Here is a 19408-nt window from a genome sequence, read left to right on the forward strand (position 1 = left end):
GACAAGCAACCGAGCATTTACCGAAGCTATTACGACTATGTCAATTATGAATAATAATATTCTTTACCATTCACTCTCAGTTGAGCCATATATTTCTTTAAATAATGACTTAACCCAATTACACATCGGGTCGTTATGATAGCGCTTATGCCAGTACAAATAGACCGATTCTTCACTCATTCGAATCGCTTTCGGTACGGTTTTCGTGATCAGCTTTCTTCCCTGACAAGCGTCTTCCGCAAACGGCGTTGGCAAGTGAAAAATCACATCCGTTTGCTCAGCAATCGCGGGCGCAGCATTGAAGTTTGAAAGCTGAACAGGAATCGATAATTGGCGTTTTTTATCCACCACGCCAAGCTCAACAAAACGGTGATAAATCGACAGTGTTTTGCCACCTTGAAGTGAGATCTGACCGAAGTTGCAATCGAGCAGCATCTCCACCGTCAGTTCCTCAATATGGGCAAGTGGATGGGTTTCGCTCATCAAGAATCGGTAGTCGCGATTGGCAATTTTCATGCGGTACAAATTCTGCTCAGAGCTAGGTGGCTCGGCGGTTGAGAGCACAAAATGCACATCCCCTGCGATCAGCGAATCGAAATGGCGCTTCGGGATGGAATCGATATCGACAATCATGTTCGGCGCTTCTTCACGGATGCGCGAAACAATCGGTGGCAGTAAGAAAATCACCTGCGGAACCAAGCCGTAAAAACGGATCGTACCGTTGCTCTTTTCTGGCACAAATGACTGACCGTACATCAGCTTTTCTAGCCCAGTTAACACCGTGTTCAAATCTTGCTTGATCACTTCCGCTTTTGGGGTCAATTCATAGCCGTGTGCAGTACGTACTAACAGCTCATCGTTGAACAAGTTTCTGAGTTTCTGTAAAGAGCGGCTCACCGATGGTTGGCTCATATTGAGCGATACCGCGGTGTTGGAAACATGCTTCTCTTCAAGTAGGTGTTTGAGAATAAACAATAAGTTCAAGTCGACTTGAGCTAAATTCATTTTTTGAATACTCACTATTCCGCTAATTCTGTTGCTGCATATAGACTATCTGCTAATGTGTCTGCAATCAATAATCATTCTTATTTGATTTTAATCAAATAAGTTATACCGCTTTACGACTAATCTCGCGCTCTATTTTTTAAAGCATTATTTGTTTTTAAGGCACTCTTGCGAGATTGCATCGCACCTTTTGGAAATCATTATGTTTAGTAAAACTTCTCTTCGCGTAGCAACGGGAGCTTTGCTGCTTGCATTGGCTCCTATGGGGGCAATGGCTAAAACCTACCAACACAGCTTGGGCACAGTAGACATTGATGGCGTACCACAACGCGTCGTTGTATTGGGCTACGGCAGTTTAGACTACATTGATGCTTTGGGCGTAACACCCGTCGGCATGCCAAAGACGCTGCTACCAAAGTCGCTAGAAAAATTCCAAATCGACTCGTTCGCAAACACGGGCAGCGTGAAAGAAGTGAACTTCGAGACACTGTTTATGCTTAAGCCAGACTTAATCATCGCAGAAGGTCGCATGGCAGATATTTACAAAGATCTGAGCGACATCGCGCCAACTTACATGTTCCGTATCGACACCACCGACTACTGGAAAACAACCCAAGAACACTGGCGCACGCTGGGTGACATCTTCGACAAAGAAGAGCAAGCAGAGCAGTTGATTGAATGCGTTCAAGAACAAATTAATCACCTGCACGCAAAAGTAGAAACTCAGCCACCACGCACACTGACCGTCTCAAACAGCGGTAACAGCTTGGCGATGTTTGGCACCAACAGCCGTTTCTCATTTGTGTATGAAGAAGCAGGTTTTGTAACGTCGACTTCTGAGAACGTGAAATCTGTACCACGTACCCACGGTAACCTGATTTCATTCGAATACATTGCTGATGCGCAACCTGAGGTACTGCTTATCCTTGACCGCGAACAAGCGATCGGTCAGAGCAGCGGTAAAGCAAAACAGCTGTTCGACAACGATCTTGTGAAGTCCACTCCAGCAGCGAAAAACAACCGCGTGCTGTTTATGGACCCAGCGGCTTGGTACTTAACCGCAGGTGGCTACCAATCGACGCAAACCATGATTAAAGAGCTGAACCAAGTCATTGCTAACTAGGGTCTGTTTATCTTTCGTGGTTAAATTTTGTTCGAGATAAAAGCGTTTTAATCGCGGCGAGTCGATTGAAACCTAGTGGTTCTAAGTAAAATTGACTCAACAAAGAGTAAAACGCTTTTAGCCGAACCCTTTGGGCAGCGTTTGTAGGTGCTTTCTACTGCGTTATCGGCTTATCAGGTAGAATAGCTACATATCAAAGCCTTTGCCTTGTATAAAACACCTACAAATTGCTGCAAAAATCATCACGAAAGGTCAACAGACCCTAATAGATTAGGTTCAATCTCACTCTAATCGATGACCTTTCCCGCTTCACGGTGCGAAAGGTCATTGTTGTTTTTATCACCCTATAAATACACTATGAAATTACATCATATCTTGGCTTTTTTATTGCTCGTCGTACTCGCCTGCGCCTCTTTGCTGGTTGGGGTGGCGAACGTTTCTCTCTCGCAGATTTTGGCCGGTGACAGCCACAGTTTGAACATCTTGCTGGTTAGCCGATTGCCCCGCTTGTTGGCCATCGTCCTCGCTGGTGCAGGCTTAAGTATTGCAGGTTTGATCATGCAGCAGATCGTGCAAAACCGCTTTGCTGCCCCGTCTACAACGGGTACCGTCGATTGGGCAATGTTCGGCTACATCGTCGCGCTGATTCTGTTTGCAGACATGAGCAGTTGGGTACACCTGATCACCATCTTCGCGTTCTCTGTGATTGGTACGGTGATCTTCGTGCGCTTCTTACAACGTTTGAAGTTTAAGAACACCGTGCTCGTCCCGCTGATAGGCATCATGTACGGCAACGTGGTTTCGTCCATGACCACTTTTATTGCCTACAAATACGACCTAGTACAGACCCTTGGTTCTTGGACGGTGGCTAACTTCGCCTCGGTATTGCGCGGTAATTACGAGTTCTTGTATCTCGCTCTGCCAGTCTCGATTCTGGCTTACGCTTACGCCAACCGCTTTAGCGCGGCAAGTGTAGGTGAGAGCTTTGCTAAGAACATCGGTTTGAACTACCAACGCATTGTTTTGGTCGGTGTCATTCTTGTGGCTGTGCTGTCGTCATCGGTAGTGATGATCGTTGGTATGATTCCGTTTCTTGGGCTTATCGTGCCAAACCTTGTGTCATTGTTCATTGGTGACAACATGCGTCGCAACTTACCTTGGACGGCATACGCAGGCGTGATTTTGGTGCTTACTTGCGACATCCTCGGTCGACTCATTATCTTCCCTTACGAGATTCCAATTTCGATGATCATCAGCATCTTGGGTGGCTCAATCTTCATTTACCTAGTTCTGAGAGACAAATCGAATGCGTGATTCTATGAAAGTAACACTGCTAGCAATCGCAGCGGTTTTGATTTGTGCGGTGTTCATCGGCAAGGGCTTAACGCCAGACAATTACCAGTTCTTCTTGTCACGCCGCATCCCGAAAGTACTGGCGATTGTCTTGGCAGCAATGGCGATTGCGTCGTCGTCACTGATTTTCCAGACCATCACCAACAACCGAATCCTCACCCCTTCGATTCTGGGTTTTGACTCCTTGTACGTGATGATTCAAGTGCTGCTCGTGGTGATGTTTGGCGGCTTGAGTGCTTTGGTCATCAACAGCAAGCTCAACTTCGTGTTGTCGACTGGCATCATGATTGTGTGTGCGATGACTTTGTTCAGCTTCTATTTCCGTGGTCGTCAGCGCAACATCTTCACCTTGTTGTTGATTGGTATCGTGCTGAGCAGCTTGTTCAACAGCGTCACCGGTTTCTTCACCATGATCACCGACCCAGATGAGTTCACCTTCATCCAAAGTTCGATGTTCGCGAGCTTTAACAACATCAACAGTGAATTGGTGTACTGGTGTGTGGTTCCGATGCTGCTTTGTGGCGCGTACCTAATGCGTATTGCCCACAAATTGGACGTAATGTGGCTTGGCGTCGACAACGCGAAAAGCCTAGGTGTGGATACCCATAAACTGACCATGCAAGTCATGTTCATCATCACTTTGATGGTGTCTATCTCGACCGCATTGATTGGTCCAATCTTGTTCTTCGGTCTGATTGTTGTGGCTCTGGCTCGCCAAATCTTCACTGGTTACCAACATCGCTTATTGATTGTTGCGAGCTCAGTCTTGTCGGTTGTGCTGCTGTCCGGCGGTCAATGGGTGGTTGAAAACCTGTTCGATTTCGACACCACCATCAGCGTTATTATCAACTTTATCGGCGGCGGCTACTTCTTGCTTCTGCTTATGAAAAACAAATTCGATTAAGGGTTTATCACATGATCCGTATTCAAGGTCTTAGCAAAAAATACAACGAAAAATACGTGGTAAAAAACGCCGATGCCCTTTTTCCACTTGGTAAAGTAACCAGCATCATTGGTCCTAACGGCGCGGGTAAAAGTACCCTACTGTCTATGGCGAGCCGACTAACCGAAAGCGATGCTGGTAGCGTCGTGATTGGTGATAAGCCTCTTGACCAATGGAACACAGAAGACTTGGCAAAGCGCCTATCAGTGCTGCGCCAGTCAAACAACATCAACATGCGCTTTACGGTGCGTGATTTGGTGGCGTTTGGTCGCTTCCCATACTCGCAAGGTCGTCTGACAGAAGAAGATCACCGCATCATTGATGAGTCAATGCAGCATCTAGAAATCGACCATTTGAAAGATCGCTTTATCGACCAATTGTCGGGCGGTCAGCGTCAAATGGCGTTTATTGCTATGGTGGTGGCGCAAGATACCGACTACATCTTCTTAGATGAGCCGCTGAATAACCTCGACATCAAGCACTCCGTTGACATCATGAGTACGCTACGCAAGCTTGCGGAAATGAAGAACAAAGCCGTAGTGATCGTGATTCACGACATCAACTTTGCGTCTTGTTATTCCGACCACATCGTGGCGATGAAACTTGGTGAAGTCATCAAAGCGGGCTTGGTTGAAGAAGTGATTGATGCCGACGTGCTGAGCGATATTTATGAGATTCCATTTATCGTGCAAGAGATTAACGGCAACCGCATTTCGTTGTACTACCGACGTTAACGTAACCAATCTGATTCCAAAGGCGGCCTCGTGTCGCCTTTTTTAATTTTGGTCAATGAAGAAGCGTTAAACACGGAAAAGCGGTGTGTCTCGGCGGCAATAATGATACTGTACTGAACAGTTTTATTTAAGTTGATTTAGTTATGCGCGCATCTACTGAAAAGAAAAGAACTCGAATCATCGAAGTGGCAACCAAGCTGTTTATTGAACAGGGCTACAAGGACACGTCACTCGATCAAATCGTTGCAATTTGTGGTGGTTCAAAACAGACCCTTTATCGTTACTTTTCTAACAAAGAAGGGCTGTTTGTTGAAGTGCTCGCACATAACACCAAGATCAGCCTAGAGTCCGTTTTCCAACTTGCCGATAAACAGAACGAACCACTAAGAGAAACCTTAGAAGACTTCGCGAAGAAGTATCTACGCGGCATTTGCTCTAACCCAATCCTATCGCTTTATCGCATCATCTCTGCCGACTTCAACAAACATGACTCGGTTCCAAATCAGTTTTGGCAAACCGGACCGCAGCGCATTCATCAGTACTTAATTGAGTTTTTAAAAACCGACACCATCAGCCAGCAACTTAACATCGATGATGCCGATTTAGCTTGTGGTCAGCTACTCGCGCTGATCAAAATGGATTACCAGAACATGGCACTGATGGGCTTTGATTTCTTAAGCGATGAAGAATTGGATTCGCACACACAAAAAGCCGTGGCGGCATTCCTTAAGCTTTATCAGCGATAAGAACCTAAAACCTAAAACACAAAGGGAGCACATTGGCTCCCTTTGTTTTTTGCGGCTTAGTTACCGAGTTGCTTGGCTGGCTATTTGTTCTGTTTACCTAACCTCACTGCGCTTCTTGTTTTGCGGCTAGCTTCTTACCAATCAACAAGATTGGCGCAAGCGCAAAAATAGAGACAATAAACATCACCAACGAATTACTCAGCGCCAATGTCGTTGCTTGCTCTTTCACAACCGCACTAATTTGGCTCATGCCGAGTGCCGGATTAGGTAAGCGGCCATGAGTCAAAATCGCGCTGCTCAATGCCTGTTCATACGCCGCAAACACATGGTTTGAACCGTCCAGTGTACGACCGATTTCACCCGATGCTTGCGCGCTGTGGCTTTGAATCACACGAGAGAAAAACGCCCCGCCAATCACCCCGCCCATGGTTCGGAACAGATAGAAGTTAGCAATGCCTTCTAAGCGCTGCCCAACTTGGAAATACATCAACACCGCAATCGTCACCGACACATTCAACAAGCCAACACCAAAACCGCGCAGCAGCATTGGGATGGGTAGTGACTCTGTACCAACAAAGCTTGGTAATTGGCTGAACTCGTGTACCGACAGCAGAATCATCAGCACACCAAAAGGCACCACTGCATCTGCCAGTGGACGGCGGAAGTAATACACCAACACACTCACCAGCATACCGACCAACATAGCGTAAAAGGATGGCAACTGTGCATAGCCCGCATTGAGGCTGTTATAGTGCATCGCCATTTTTAGGAAGTTGGCAAACAGCACCGTACTTGCCATCACGGCAAAGCCTGCTAGAAAGGCGTTGTACATAAATACATTAGTCTTTAACTTACCGTGCAATTGCATCGAAGCAGTATCCAAATGGCGCGTTTTCACCAACTGATACACCGCCAACAAAACCAGTGCTGCAGCCACAGAAGAAGTCTGCACAAACCAGTCTGAATCCAACCAGTTGTAGTAGCTGCCACGCATTAGTAGGAACACCACCAAACCCATCGTTAACGCGAGTACGAAATAAACTGAAACTGAGGACTTTGGCTTAGCTTCAATCTCAATCGCCTGAGGCTTGTATACGCCGATCATCACTAGAGCTGAAAAGTACAGCCAAGCCGAAACAACGTTCAAAAACGACCAGTCAAACACTTCGACAATCTCAGCCACCAACCACGGATAAGCGCCCATTGGTAGTAGTGTTGAGAATATAAGCGTCAGCGCAATAATCGCAGGCAGCCAACGTTGCTCAAAGGTATTGAGTAGATAAAGGTTCACCACCACCAATAACATGCTCATGAAAAAGCCGCTTACTAACCAAGTTAGCGTGAACAACAACGCATGCTGACCTACCCAATAGAGCGCAAGGTTCGTTCCCAAACCCACCAGCAATGCAGAGTGTAATGGCAATGACGCTCCAAGCTTGCGCACCAAGATAGGGGTAAACATAAACCCCAACACTTGAGTGATCATAAAGCCGATTTTCACTTGCTCGACTTCATCTGTGGACAAACCGGATGTGGCTGCCATCTCGTGGGACAACTCGGTAAACATCACCGAATTGATCCCAAAAGCCGCAATGGCGAACAGCGCAAAAATCAGCAATGGTGAACGTGTTTTCATGACGATTAACCCTGCGTTGCGGTCTCAATCGACACTTCAGCCGACAAACCAGGGTAGATGCGCTGTTTCAGCTCTTGTGGGATATCCAACTCAATACGCACTGGCACGCGCTGTACTACTTTCACAAAATTACCGGTCGCATTTTGCGGTGGCAACAAACTAAACTGCGCGCCTGTTGCAGGGGTAATTGAAGATACACGACCATGCAACGGATGATCAGGGAACATGTCTAACACCACTTCTACATCTTGCCCTTGTGCGACGTTCTCTAGTTGAGTCTCTTTGAAGTTTGCCTCAATCCAAACGTAATCCGGCACCATCACAATCAAACCCATGCCCGGTTGAACAAACTTACCTACTTGCACTTGTCTGTCTGCCACATAACCATCAAATGGCGCTCGAACGATGGTTCGCTCAAGGGCGATATTTACCAGTCTCAAGTTCGCTTCTGCTTGCTTGCGTTGCGCGGTTAGCTGCATCTTTTCTGTTACTAGCGCATCGAGCTGCTTCTGTTCAGCGGCTAGTGCTAGCTTGGCAGTTTCAAGATTGCTGTTCGCTTCGATAGAACGTGTTCTTTGCGCTTCAAATTGGTTCTTACTCACCGACTGCTTTTGTACCAAGCGGGAAAGACGCTGGAACTCCGCCGCTTGATGTTCTGCGTTCGCACTTGCACTGTGAATGCCCTGCTTCGCCTGCTCAATCTTTACCAGCTGCATTTCGGTTTTGGTTTGATTTGCGGTCAACGCAGCCTTTGCGACATCTAACGCCGACTTCGCAATTTCTTGGTTGGCAATGAAATCTTCATCATCAATCGAAAACAGTGGCGCACCTTTACTTACCCACTGGTTATCTTCGACAAAAAGTTGGCTTACCTGCCCACCGACTTCCGGAGAAATCGCCGTCACATCCGAGTGAACATAAGCGTTATCGGTGGTCACCATATTAGGTTGGTATAACGCACAACCTGCAGCGACTAACGAACCAATAACAAGCGACAACGCAATGACTTTCTTCTTCATTTCTTAAACCCAACTTAATGATTTTCACAAACTGTACTGTACCGTACAGTTTTAGTAAAGGTACATTTGATCATTTATAGAGGAGAAAGATCCATCCCACTGATTTTTAATGATCTTATTTGGTGGTCACTTTTGAATGAAAGAGAAGAAATTGAAGGGCTGTCGTGAGAAAAACAAAAAAGGCGACACTGAGGTCGCCTTTTGATTATGAAGAAATGCTTCGAGATTGAAGCCGGTGAGTCCCGCTTATTGCTGCGCTACCTTCACTTGTGGTTTGGTTGAGCTTGTGTAATCGAAGTCAAACACAATGCCATCTTTGGTTACGTCCAAAGCCATACCACCGATAAGCTCACCTTGTAGGCTCATCTTCACGTCTTCTGGTACTGGCTCACCAGACACTTCCGACGCTGTTTCAATCACTTCCAGTACGCGGTCCGAATCCATAGTGAAGCTCAATAGACCATTTGCCGTTAGCGGCTGAGCCATGACTTTCTCACTCGCTGCTGCTGATGCATCACCGCTGTAAAGCGTTAGGTGACTACCGTTTAGACGAGCAAACACGTCCATCGGCTTACCTGCGTATGGTTCAATCAGACCACCGATGTTCACCGGTTGGTTGTCCGGTTGGATCTGAATCTGTGCCAACTCAGGAATAAACATTTGTGCCGTTTGCAGCAACATGTTTGGATCATCTGCTGAGATAGAGAAGATCGCATCCAACTGACCTAGCTCAGGTCCGTACTGGCCATTCATGTTCACATCAAGACCGAACATTTCCATGCTTAAACCTTTTAGGCCATTTGCCATACCCGCGCCCATGCTGATCGCCGGAGCTGGGTTTTGGCCACGCATGTCATTTTGCGCTTGCGCTAGGATTGAACATTGGTATTCAGGCGTGGTTAAATCTGTCCAGATCTTACCAATCGCAGGCGCCAACGTAGCAACGTCTAGGCCTAATGCCACACTAAACATGCTTTTTTCACCGTTGGATTCTGCCAGCACGCCACGCATAGATTTCAGCGCCTCAAGGATCACTTGGTTCTTCGATTCAACAACAAAACTACCGTTGAGGCGAGCTTTGTCGTCACCCGCACTGTACTCGGCAAACGCGACCATCTGTGGCCAGTTTTCAGCGATTTGAGTGAACTCAGTGTGACACGCCGGAGAACGCAGTTGCTCTAAAGTCGGGTCAGAATCGACATTCTTAAGTTGGCGTGCCATTCTGTTGCCATCAAGTGTCGTTAGACCTTTAATGATTTCTCGAATGTCGAAAATCCCAAACGAGTTGTTGTTCATTCCGTACTTAGTTTGCACTGCCTCTAGACGGCCAGAGTCAACGATGCTGCTCTTAGGAGCTTCCAGACCAAATGCCAGTTTAAGTGGGTTTTCAACACCCAGCTCTGGAATGTCGAAAGTCACGGTCAGTACGTTATTAACCACTCCCACCGCAAGACCAATGCCTAGTTGTGGATCTTGCGAATCTGTCAACTCGTAGCGGCGGAACTCCACGGAATCGAGCTTCACAAGTTCATGTTGAATACCCGCCAGTTGCTCTTGCTCATCCAGTGTTTTCCAAAGCGCTGCAGGGTTCTCCAACTGCACTTTATAAACAGGTACAAGACCTAGGGTGTACATGATTGGGTTGACCATATCACCGGTACCCAAGAAGGCTTTTAAATTCTCAGGGGAAGAGGCTGCTGCCATGTACGCATCTAAGAAATTGACGGCAAACTTGAGACCAGACGTCAGCTCTTCTTCCGCAAACAGCTCCGACATAGGTGGCTGCTGTGATGTACCGAAAGCGTTCATGTACTCGAAGTGATTGAAAGGTTCTGTTTGGTAAGTGATCAACAAGGTATCAGCTGGAACTTGAGCAAGTAGCGAGCTTGAAGATTCACCTTGGGCAAGATTGTTTTGGTACACATATGCGGCACCACCGGCTGCTGCGACCACTGCAGTAGCTAATAATAATTTTTTCACGACCAACTCCGTTGTCTTGGTTTTATTTCCTCAAACCAATCAGTAGGTTTGAGTGAGCATTAAGCCTTTAATGAACGCCATAAAGGATGAGAATCACCATTCGGGAACTCAGACGTTAATTTGCGTGCAACGCCATCATAAACCCCCAAACAAAGTTATCAATTTGCTGAATGCCAATTTCTTAAGATATCCAACATTTATAAGATGAACCGTGAAGTCGGTTAAACTGCGAAACCACACTATTAGCAACTTACTCAATAAAATTTCATAAATGCTATACCCTACCGGCCAAAGTCCACGCAATATTAAATCCAATTACCGATTTTTCTCTATTGTCTGAAAACAGCTCACGACCTGACATTTTCGTCGATTCCTCCTCTAGAAGACGGTCGTACTTTTACTTACAGTCAGAGCTATCAATAACGAATGTTGAACATCTATCGCGCCATTAATCACCATGAAAGATCAGCTGACTATCTCTATCTCCAACATCAATGGCTCTAAGCATTGGTACTTCAGCAAAACCATGCAGCGCAACTTTAAAACGGGCTTGGTGGCATTTCTTTTGGGATTAACCGCAACCGCTATCTTGATCAATCATCTTTATTCTCAGGTCGATGACGCCGTACTTGAGCAAGCAAAGTTAACCGAGCAATCACGCAGTATGGGTCAGGAGTTAAGTGAGCTAAAGGCTCTAAAATCAGAGCTAGAGAATGACCTATCGGAGCGAGAAGAGCGCGTTCAATTGGTCTCGGAGCGTTTAGGCGAATTGGAGAAAGTGCTCGGTGTCGTCAACGAATCCAACACTGAGAGTTTGGATGCACGCTTTGATACTGCAGCTATCACGTCTAATGTTCGAATGGTGATGCTCAACCAGATCCCTAACGGCTCTCCAGTCGGTAAAGCACGCCTTTCATCGGGGTTTGGCAAGCGCGTTCATCCGGTTACCAAAAAAACCAAAATGCACCGTGGGCTAGATTTTGCGGTAAACACTGGCACCAAAGTGTATGCCTCTGCTGATGGCGTGATAGAGACCACACGCCGAAGTAGCAAAGGGTATGGAAACTTACTGCGTATACAACATTCCTTTGGCTTTTCGAGCGCTTATGCCCACTTGAAAGAGTTCAAAGTCAAAACCGGTGAGTTCGTCAAAAAAGGCCAGCTCATCGCCATTTCTGGTAACACCGGGCTCTCTTCTGGTCCTCACCTTCATTATGAAGTGAGATTTATTGGAAGAGCCGTAAACCCAAGGCCATTCGTGGATTGGAACCTCAATAATTTTGAAGACATCTTTACCAAGGAGCGAAGAATACGATGGGAATCTTTAATCAAAACCGTGGAACAACGAGTGGCTCATCAGCTTCAACTCTCATCGCCAAAGGCTGTTCTGTTAGCGGAGAACTCAAAGTAGAAAGCGATATTCAGGTTGATGGCATCATCGAAGGCCAATTGCACGTCGAAGGGACATTGGTCGTCGCAGAGAGTGGCCGTGTTAAAGGCGACATCTACGCGAAACAACTGATCGTCAATGGTCTGCTTGATGGTAACTGCCATGCAGAACACATTCAGGTTTTAGCGAAAGGACGAGTCAGTGGCAAAATCTGGAGCAACAACCTGAGTATCGAAGCGGGCGGTAAGTTCTTCGGAGAGGCCGCAGAACTCCCAGAAAAAGAAGTGGTGACGCTAAAAGATAAATCCACAGAAACCAATAAAACCGATAAGTCACAAGCTCGCAAAAGCGCGTAATTAAGAATATCAAAAAGGGCACTGACTGTGCCCTTTTGAGTTATTGCTATACTTGCATTAGACCAAATTAGAATTCGTAAAACAGGCGAACACGCGCACCGAAATCGTCTTCTTCTTTAAACGCTTCGCTTGGTGAGTTCACGCTAAGATCGTTGGTAACGGTTGTGAAGTAAGAACCCAATAGCACTGAGAAGTTCTCTACCTCTAGTACGTCCGTGAACTCGTAAGAAGCATAAAGCGTAGATACCTTCACATCACCTTCTGCCCAGTCCTTGATCTCTTTGTTTTCGTATTCGTTCAACGCGTAAACGTAACCAATACCTAGCCCTTTCCACAGTGCGTTAACCCCTGTCGAGAAGTTGTTTTCATCCACCGCATCTAGGTAAGCCACGTTTGCGTTCACTGACCAATCACCGCTGGTCCAGTTACCTGTTAAGCCGTAACCAGTACGGTCAGAAATATCAACACCTTGGTCGGTCACCACCGCATCAGAAACGAGGTTGGTTTCCATCGAGGCTGCTAGGCTGAAATCACCCATTTGGTAAGCAACAACAGGGCGTACTAAGAAGGAGTCTTTGCTGCTGGTAATGGCTTGACCGTGATATGTTCCGCCATCGGTACCTTCATGGAAAAGATCCGAACGGTCACCAATCATGGTGCTCAGTTCCAGATAAAGATTGCCGAAGCTTTGGCTGTACATCAGCTGACCATCAGATCCACGGCCGCGCGCTTCTTTCATTTGATAGGTGTAAGCCGAGCCATCGGTGTAAAGCTCGTTAGAGGTATCACCTGAGTACTCTAAGAAGACATCCAAACCAACAGGGAACATGTCATACGCTTCGAAACGACCTGCTTTGATTGCCCAGCTGTCTTTCTTACCAAACTCAAAGTATGCGTCATCAAGATTTACATCACCCGTGCTTTCAAACAGAGGCTGCGCTTTTACGCCAACGTAGTGACCGTTACTGGTGAACTTCTCGCCGGCAAACTCGATCAGTACGCGGCCATCTTGGTTGAATTCTTGATCGCCAGAATCGTTCGACTCGCGATCTTGGTAGTTGAAGTTCAACTCAACGTCGCCGCCGATAGAAAAGTTACCTTCTTCGTTGTCGATAATGCTGATGCCCGCATTTGCCGATAGTGCCGTGCATACGCCGATGGCGCTCAGAGATAGTTTCAGTGCTTTGTTCATGTTAAACCCTATATGTATTAGATTTTATTGTGTAAATGTGCTGATTTCAGAGACAGAAAGTCCCGCCCCTTCTTATTGAGAAAGAAAGGCTTACTAAGATTTATTGTTGTTATTTGAGTATCCCCTAACCGCCGTAAATCTCGCGGTTAGGGAAATTTGGATTATCGAGAATTAAGCAGATTGCTTCGCGACTAGCTCAACCGCCTCACGCGTTAACTGAGCCAATTCTTCCCACTTGCCCGCTTCAATAAGCTTTTTATCGACCATCCAAGTACCGCCACATGCCAGCACTCGCGGTACGGCTAGGTAGTCTTTAATGTTCGAAGGATTGATACCGCCAGTTGGCATGATTTCCACATCACCATAAGGAGACAACAGTGCTTTCACCATGTTGACGCCACCAGAGGCTTCTGCCGGGAAGAACTTCAATGTTGTCAGTCCCATTTCTAACGCCGCTTCAACTGCGCTTGGGTTATTGACACCAGGTACAATATCAATACCAATCTCTTGGCAAGCTTTAACGGTGTTAGGGTTAAATCCCGGAGAAACCACAAAGGTTGCCCCCGCTTCTTTGGCTGCAATAGCTTGTTCACGATTGAGCACCGTACCAGCACCAATCAGCATGTTTGGCTGCGCTTCACGCAATAGACGAATCGCCTCGACAGCGGCATCGGAGCGAAACGTGATTTCGGCTGCTGGCAGACCGTTTTCTGCTAACACTCTACCCAATGGGATGATGTCTTCTGCGCGATCAATGGCGATCACTGGGATCACTTTTAACGCTTTCAATTGAGCTTTTAAATTCGACATGTTGTTTCCTGTAAATCTATTTCTTGAACTGAGCAATGGCCGTATTGGTTGCCAATCGTGGGATGATGGCGCCTTTGTGTTGAATCACGGTGCCTGCGAGGGTATTCCCATTCATACACGCTTGTTTGATGTTGCCACCAGACAAGTACGTCGCGAGGAAACCACCATTAAATGAATCGCCTGCTGAAGTGGTATCGATGACATTGTCTATGGGCGTTGTTGCCACAGAGTAAGGCTCAAATGTATTTGAATCCGCGACTAAACAGCCCTCTGCACCGAGCTTAACCACCACATTTTTCACCCCTTGCTTCTGCAAGCGCGTGATTGTGTCGTACGCCGTTGCATCACCCCAAATAAGCTGTTCATCATCGAAAGTGACCAACGCCAAGTCGGTAGTCTGGTACATCGCTTGATAGCATGTTTGAACAGTCTTCATTTGGTCTTGCGGCCAAAGTGCCGGGCGGAAGTTACTATCAAAAGCAATCTCAACACCCTTAGCTCGAAAGCGACTCAAAAGATCAAGCAGTTGGAGACGATCTTGCTCCGGCAGAATCGCCAAGCTAATACCACTGACAAACACCATATCAACTAGCTTGAGTGATTCCGCTACACGTTCAAACTCGGCGTGTTGGAGCAAGTAGCGCGCTGCCGATTGATTACGCCAGTAAAGAAAAGTGCGCTCGCCTTGGTCATCTAACTGAATCAGATATAGGCCCGGCGTGCGCGTTTCGTCTCTCAAGACTAGCTCCGTAGCCACACCTTCTTGTTGCCAACGCGCCACCATGCCGTCACTCAGTGGGTCTGTTCCCATGGCGGTGACGTATTGCACCTGCACTTGCGGTGATGCGTCTAGGGCTTGGCTGCAACGGCTGAGGTAAACCGCCGCGTTAAGGGTGTCACCACCAAACGTCTGCTGCATGTCGCCAAACGGCTTGCCGTTCAACTCGATCATGCATTCGCCAAGTATTGCGATTGTCTTCATAACAGTTCTTTTAAGCATGCTGAAGAGACCTGTCGCAGATGGACACGACAGGTCTACATAGAGAGAAAAGAGGATTATTTATTATCGATGCGTACAAACATCATGGTCATTGCGAACGACAGTGCAAACACACCAATCACGCCCAATACCGCTTGAATAAAGTTCTGAGTACCACTTGCCAAGTAAGCTGGCAGACTGAATACCGAAGAAAGAATGTAGCTTGTTAAGTGGGTATCGATAGTCACTGAAATCGCGCCGACGATACCTGTTGCTAAGCTCGCCATGAACAGTGCTTTGGTGTACTTAGTCAGCACGCCGAATAGCGCTGGCTCTGTGATACCAAGAATAGCGGTGACACCTGAGCTCACTGTCACTGAAGACTGCTCTTTACTTGCGTATTTGCGCTGCTTGTACCAAATCGCCATGGTCGCGCCTGCAATGCCTAGGTTACCCAAACACATAATTGGCATCAGCAAATCTTTTCCGTACAGCGCAAAGTTGTTCAAGCTGATTGGCGTCATGCTGTGGTGAATACCGAATACGATGGTAATTGGACGAGTTAAACCAAACACGAACCCGGTCAGCGTTGGTGAGATCTCTAATAATGAGCTCACAACCCAACCTGCGCCGTTACTTAGCCACATCCCCGCAGGGGCAACAACAGAGAGTACAAGAGTCGATGTCACAGTGAAAGCAAGTAGCGGAGTGAATACTGGTTTGGCAGAAGCAGGAACTAACTTATCTACCATAGGGGTGATTTTGGACAGTACCCAAACCGCTAGAATCGCAGGCACGATCGCGCCGCCATAGTTAAGCAACTCAATTGGAATCACACCAAATACGTTCAGCTCTGGGGTATTTCCTGCTTCAGAAAGAATGGTCGCTTTTTCCAATAACTTAGGCGACATCATCGCTGCAGCAACTGCTAACGCAATGTATTCGTTCACTTTAAACACTTTCGCCGCAGAGAAAGAAACCAACATCGGTAGGAAAAAGAATACTGCGAGAGAAATCGAACGGAAGAAGAACACCGTATCCGAGCTTTCTGAAATCACGTTGGTCGCAATTAAGCCCGATAGCAGACCCATCAACATGCCCGAACCCGCAATCGCAGGTACGACAGGCCCAAAGATGCCCGCCACCACGCGCATTGCGTTTTGGAATAGCTTGCCTTTCTCTTGCTCGATTTCTGCATCTTCTGGCGCAGCACTTGCCCCAGACAAGGCTAAGTACCATTTTTCAACGTCGACACCGATTATCACCTGTGTCTGACCTTGTCCAAGCACCACGCCTTTTACGCCTTGAATTGCTTCAAGTTTTGCTTTGTCGGCTTTCGATTCGTCCACCAGCTTGAAACGCAAGCGGGTCATGCAGTGGGTGATGTTAGCAATGTTCTCGTTGCCGCCAAGTGCTGCGACCAGTTCTTGTAGTTTCATGCTAAAGCTGTTTGCCTTGCCTGACGACGCATCGCCAGTTGCCATGTTTGTTTGTGTCAATTGCATCATACTTTCCTATGTGCTTTGTCTGCTCATTCACTGCGCTCATCTTAGCTACTGGTCATATTTATCCAATCGACAAATTAGTGATAAAACTCACACTAAAACGACTAAAAATTAAATTTTCGGCATTTTTAGCCAATTGGTTCGTTTTTCTTACCGAATTCAAAACAGGAACGAACCAGTTAAATTTAAGCATAATTTACCGCTTGTAATTTGTATTTTTTCACGCTTATATAAAATAAATCCTGTTAACCAGAGATAGTTTGAAGTGAACAAAAATACCATATCAAATATTGAGTGCGTGATTACCAAGCCAGACAGACATAACCTGATTACTGTTATTGTAGAAACAGAATCTGGTGTAACGGGCTACGGTTGTGCGACGTTCCAACAGCGACCATTGGCTGTAAAAACCATGGTTGATGAATATCTTAAGCCATTATTAATTGGTAAAGATGCGAATAATATTGAAGATCTGTGGCAAATGATGATGGTCAATGCATATTGGCGTAATGGCCCAGTGATCAACAATGCTATTTCTGGTGTTGATATGGCACTTTGGGATATTAAATCTAAATTAGCTAACATGCCGCTTCATCAATTATTCGGTGGTAAGTCTCGTGATGCTATTCAAGTATATACACATGCCACCAGTGATACGATGGAAGGCTTGTATGAGCAAGTCGATAAATACTTAGAGCAAGGTTATCAACATATTCGTTGTCAATTAGGCTTTTACGGTGGTGTGCCAGAAAATATTCAAACAGCACAAAACCCAACCCAAGGCTCTTACTACGATCAAGATCAATATATTGAAAACACAGTAGAAATGTTCAAAAATCTACGTGAGAAATATGGTAAGCAATTCCATATTCTTCACGATGTGCACGAGCGTTTGTTCCCGAACCAAGCGATTCAATTCGCAAAACAAGTCGAGCAGTATAACCCGTTCTTTATTGAAGATATTTTACCGCCAAGTCAAACAGAATGGTTGGATAATATTCGCAACCAATCGAGCGTATCTCTGGCTTTGGGTGAGCTGTTTAACAACCCTGAAGAGTGGAAAGCGTTGATCATCAATCGCCGTGTCGACTTCATCCGCTGCCACGTGTCGCAAATCGGTGGTATCACACCAGCACTGAAACTCGGTCACTTCTGTGAGAGCTTTGGCGTTCGTATTGCTTGGCACTGCCCACCAGATATGACGCCGATTGGCGCCGCAGTGAATACTCACTTAAATGTGCATCTGCATAACGCTGCGATTCAAGAACATGTAGAGTACAAAACCAATACACAGCGCGTCTTCCCGAACGCAGCAGAGCCAATCAACGGCTACCTATACGCATCTGAAATTGCAGGTATCGGTGTGGAGATGGATCGCGAAGCGGCACAAGACTTCCCTGTTGAATACCGCCCACACGAATGGACGCAAAGCCGTTTACCAGACGGCAGTATTCATACGCCTTAATGCCTCATTTGTCCTAGCGACGGCGTTAAATGCAGACCTAAAAACGACCGCTATTCGCGGTCGTTTTGATCTCGGTAGTTAAGACTCTCGGGATTAAACTTGGTGTGATAAGTACACTGGTAATTAATATCAATAATATCGCTCACCACAAAGACTTCACCTGTTTTTAAGAATCCTCGATTAGTAATATTCATCGCGGAACTATTACGTTTACAACCGAGTAAATCTGCATCTTCTTTTGACACGTTAATTGCTTGATAACTCGTTAAATAACTGTCGATTTCTAAACCTAGAGACAATACGTGTTTCTGTAGTGAACTTTCAATAATCTCATCGGTAATTTTAGGAAACATACTTACGGGTAATTTTGTTTCCTCAATCTGAGTAACTTTTCCCTGAATTAATCGCAGACGTTTAATATTCCACAGATATTCATCATCCTCGATAGAAAACACCTGCATTTCATGCGTAGTGGGTAGACGTTTATTCAGCTTTATTTTCTTGTATGAAATCTCACCAAATTTGTTTTCAGTAACCGAATTATAGATGAGTGGCGAACCAATAATTGAGGTATTAACGAAATAACCTGAACCTACTTTGGATTTCACAATACCAATCGCTTCAAGTTTAGATAGCGCCTTTCGTACCGAAAAACGAGAAATATCATACTTTTCCGCCAATTCACGCTCAGATGGTAACTTCACATCGATGACGTTTTGGCAAATTTTACTGATGATATCTTGAACTAGTTCTTCGTATTTCTTCATAAGCATTCAATTATTATCGACAATAAGTAATTTATACCATTTTTTACTTATCAATATAATCCAAATACCTCAATTAAGCTAAGAAACAGCTATAAGAAAGCAAAATAATTTAGATAGCTTTAACTAGGTGTCCATCTCTTATTTTTGTTGTGAAAGTGGCGCTTTCAGTAAGTGGATCGAGTTCATAACGGCTCAAACATACCATATGCTGTATCAAGTGATGCTCATCATTGAATCCCTGAGACCACGATAAGTAACTAGATCCTTTCTAATGTTTTTGAGCTTCATCGTACCTGTCGAAGTTTAAATGAAAGAGATACACAGTAAGACTGCCATTGCATCTGTCATTAACTGATGAGTTCAGGAAAAGTTAGAGTTGTCGTAAGTAGATCTACTAAAACTAAA

Annotated in this window: 17 protein-coding genes; 8 read left to right on the plus strand and 9 right to left on the minus strand. The window is 45.9% G+C overall.

The features are described from left to right. Nucleotides 1–63 precede the first annotated feature (63 nt). A complete protein-coding gene (locus ITG12_RS23970) occupies nucleotides 64–1005 on the minus strand; it encodes a LysR family transcriptional regulator (protein WP_038881235.1) in 942 nt (313 codons plus the stop codon). Nucleotides 1006–1207: 202 nt separating this feature from the next. On the opposite strand from ITG12_RS23970, the gene ITG12_RS23975 reads away from it, so the two are divergent. From ITG12_RS23975 to ITG12_RS23995, 5 genes are all read left to right on the plus strand, one after another. Next, complete coding sequence (locus ITG12_RS23975; RefSeq protein WP_248874290.1) at nucleotides 1208–2128, plus strand: siderophore ABC transporter substrate-binding protein; 921 nt, start codon at nucleotides 1208–1210, stop codon at nucleotides 2126–2128. A gap of 357 nt (nucleotides 2129–2485) precedes the next feature. Beyond that, nucleotides 2486–3442 (plus strand): iron chelate uptake ABC transporter family permease subunit, encoded by a 957-nt coding sequence (locus ITG12_RS23980; RefSeq protein ID WP_032802805.1) that lies wholly within the window; start codon nucleotides 2486–2488, stop codon nucleotides 3440–3442. Next, nucleotides 3435–4385 (plus strand): iron chelate uptake ABC transporter family permease subunit, encoded by a 951-nt coding sequence (locus ITG12_RS23985; protein ID WP_104037048.1) that lies wholly within the window; start codon nucleotides 3435–3437, stop codon nucleotides 4383–4385. The genes ITG12_RS23980 and ITG12_RS23985 overlap by 8 nt, the downstream gene beginning before the upstream one ends. 11 nt (nucleotides 4386–4396) lie before the next feature. Further along, a complete protein-coding gene (locus ITG12_RS23990) occupies nucleotides 4397–5158 on the plus strand; it encodes an ATP-binding cassette domain-containing protein (protein WP_005434322.1) in 762 nt (253 codons plus the stop codon). Between the two features lie 143 nt (nucleotides 5159–5301). Further along, nucleotides 5302–5904: a TetR/AcrR family transcriptional regulator gene (locus ITG12_RS23995; protein WP_248874292.1), complete on the plus strand. Its 603-nt coding sequence runs from the start codon at nucleotides 5302–5304 to the stop codon at nucleotides 5902–5904. A 103-nt stretch (nucleotides 5905–6007) separates the two neighbouring features. On the opposite strand, the gene ITG12_RS24000 is transcribed toward ITG12_RS23995, so the two are convergent. The 3 genes from ITG12_RS24000 to ITG12_RS24010 all read right to left on the minus strand — a co-directional run bounded on the left by ITG12_RS24000 (nucleotide 6008) and on the right by ITG12_RS24010 (nucleotide 10539). Then, a complete protein-coding gene (locus tag ITG12_RS24000) occupies nucleotides 6008–7540 on the minus strand; it encodes an MFS transporter (protein WP_248874293.1) in 1533 nt (510 codons plus the stop codon). A gap of 5 nt (nucleotides 7541–7545) precedes the next feature. After that, nucleotides 7546–8559 carry an HlyD family secretion protein gene (locus tag ITG12_RS24005; protein WP_248874295.1) on the minus strand — a complete coding sequence of 338 codons (1014 nt, stop codon included), beginning with the start codon at nucleotides 8557–8559 and terminating at the stop codon, nucleotides 7546–7548. A 246-nt stretch (nucleotides 8560–8805) separates the two neighbouring features. Beyond that, nucleotides 8806–10539, minus strand: a complete 1734-nt coding sequence (locus tag ITG12_RS24010) for a hypothetical protein (protein ID WP_248874297.1) — start codon at nucleotides 10537–10539, stop codon at nucleotides 8806–8808. 457 nt (nucleotides 10540–10996) lie between these two features. Between ITG12_RS24010 and ITG12_RS24015 the strand changes: the two genes are divergently transcribed. Together ITG12_RS24015 and ITG12_RS24020 are read left to right on the plus strand one after the other, a co-directional pair. Beyond that, nucleotides 10997–11950 carry a M23 family metallopeptidase gene (locus ITG12_RS24015; RefSeq protein WP_038882155.1) on the plus strand — a complete coding sequence of 318 codons (954 nt, stop codon included), beginning with the start codon at nucleotides 10997–10999 and terminating at the stop codon, nucleotides 11948–11950. Further along, nucleotides 11854–12285: a polymer-forming cytoskeletal protein gene (locus ITG12_RS24020; protein ID WP_080642206.1), complete on the plus strand. Its 432-nt coding sequence runs from the start codon at nucleotides 11854–11856 to the stop codon at nucleotides 12283–12285. Before ITG12_RS24015 ends, ITG12_RS24020 begins: the two co-directional genes overlap by 97 nt. Nucleotides 12286–12352: 67 nt before the next feature. Here ITG12_RS24020 and ITG12_RS24025 read toward each other — a convergent pair whose 3' ends face one another. From ITG12_RS24025 to ITG12_RS24040, 4 genes are all read right to left on the minus strand, one after another. Further along, nucleotides 12353–13477 (minus strand): carbohydrate porin, encoded by a 1125-nt coding sequence (locus tag ITG12_RS24025; protein ID WP_038882156.1) that lies wholly within the window; start codon nucleotides 13475–13477, stop codon nucleotides 12353–12355. Nucleotides 13478–13648: 171 nt separating this feature from the next. Then, nucleotides 13649–14287, minus strand: coding sequence for a bifunctional 4-hydroxy-2-oxoglutarate aldolase/2-dehydro-3-deoxy-phosphogluconate aldolase (locus tag ITG12_RS24030; protein ID WP_038882157.1), 639 nt, complete (start codon nucleotides 14285–14287; stop codon nucleotides 13649–13651). A 16-nt stretch (nucleotides 14288–14303) separates the two neighbouring features. Beyond that, complete coding sequence (locus ITG12_RS24035; RefSeq protein WP_038882158.1) at nucleotides 14304–15269, minus strand: sugar kinase; 966 nt, start codon at nucleotides 15267–15269, stop codon at nucleotides 14304–14306. A gap of 74 nt (nucleotides 15270–15343) precedes the next feature. Beyond that, on the minus strand, nucleotides 15344–16750 hold the full coding sequence (locus tag ITG12_RS24040; RefSeq protein WP_227741174.1) for a PTS transporter subunit EIIC: 1407 nt from the start codon (nucleotides 16748–16750) through the stop codon (nucleotides 15344–15346). Nucleotides 16751–17036: 286 nt separating this feature from the next. Between ITG12_RS24040 and ITG12_RS24045 the strand changes: the two genes are divergently transcribed. After that, entirely contained in the window at nucleotides 17037–18236 is a 1200-nt protein-coding gene (locus ITG12_RS24045) for a D-galactonate dehydratase (RefSeq protein ID WP_038882161.1), read from the plus strand. Between the two features lie 50 nt (nucleotides 18237–18286). Here the strand turns inward: ITG12_RS24045 and ITG12_RS24050 are convergent, their stop codons facing one another. Continuing rightward, a complete protein-coding gene (locus ITG12_RS24050) occupies nucleotides 18287–19003 on the minus strand; it encodes a GntR family transcriptional regulator (protein WP_248874299.1) in 717 nt (238 codons plus the stop codon). Nucleotides 19004–19408 lie beyond the last annotated feature (405 nt).

The sequence above is a fragment of the Vibrio sp. ED002 genome (assembly GCF_023277445.1).
Taxonomy (GTDB): Bacteria; Pseudomonadota; Gammaproteobacteria; order Enterobacterales; family Vibrionaceae; genus Vibrio; species Vibrio jasicida.

What these genes read in the sequence shown, in the direction of transcription:
- ITG12_RS23970 (WP_038881235.1), bottom strand. Translation starts at nt 1,005, where the DNA reads ATGAATTTAGCTCAAGTCGACTTGAACTTATTGTTTATTCTCAAACAC.
- ITG12_RS23975 (WP_248874290.1), top strand. Translation starts at nt 1,208, where the DNA reads ATGTTTAGTAAAACTTCTCTTCGCGTAGCAACGGGAGCTTTGCTGCTT.
- ITG12_RS23980 (WP_032802805.1), top strand. Translation starts at nt 2,486, where the DNA reads ATGAAATTACATCATATCTTGGCTTTTTTATTGCTCGTCGTACTCGCC.
- ITG12_RS23985 (WP_104037048.1), top strand. Translation starts at nt 3,435, where the DNA reads ATGCGTGATTCTATGAAAGTAACACTGCTAGCAATCGCAGCGGTTTTG.
- ITG12_RS23990 (WP_005434322.1), top strand. Translation starts at nt 4,397, where the DNA reads ATGATCCGTATTCAAGGTCTTAGCAAAAAATACAACGAAAAATACGTG.
- ITG12_RS23995 (WP_248874292.1), top strand. Translation starts at nt 5,302, where the DNA reads ATGCGCGCATCTACTGAAAAGAAAAGAACTCGAATCATCGAAGTGGCA.
- ITG12_RS24000 (WP_248874293.1), bottom strand. Translation starts at nt 7,540, where the DNA reads ATGAAAACACGTTCACCATTGCTGATTTTTGCGCTGTTCGCCATTGCG.
- ITG12_RS24005 (WP_248874295.1), bottom strand. Translation starts at nt 8,559, where the DNA reads ATGAAGAAGAAAGTCATTGCGTTGTCGCTTGTTATTGGTTCGTTAGTC.
- ITG12_RS24015 (WP_038882155.1), top strand. Translation starts at nt 10,997, where the DNA reads ATGAAAGATCAGCTGACTATCTCTATCTCCAACATCAATGGCTCTAAG.
- ITG12_RS24020 (WP_080642206.1), top strand. Translation starts at nt 11,854, where the DNA reads ATGGGAATCTTTAATCAAAACCGTGGAACAACGAGTGGCTCATCAGCT.
- ITG12_RS24025 (WP_038882156.1), bottom strand. Translation starts at nt 13,477, where the DNA reads ATGAACAAAGCACTGAAACTATCTCTGAGCGCCATCGGCGTATGCACG.
- ITG12_RS24030 (WP_038882157.1), bottom strand. Translation starts at nt 14,287, where the DNA reads ATGTCGAATTTAAAAGCTCAATTGAAAGCGTTAAAAGTGATCCCAGTG.
- ITG12_RS24035 (WP_038882158.1), bottom strand. Translation starts at nt 15,269, where the DNA reads ATGAAGACAATCGCAATACTTGGCGAATGCATGATCGAGTTGAACGGC.
- ITG12_RS24040 (WP_227741174.1), bottom strand. Translation starts at nt 16,750, where the DNA reads ATGGCAACTGGCGATGCGTCGTCAGGCAAGGCAAACAGCTTTAGCATG.
- ITG12_RS24050 (WP_248874299.1), bottom strand. Translation starts at nt 19,003, where the DNA reads ATGAAGAAATACGAAGAACTAGTTCAAGATATCATCAGTAAAATTTGC.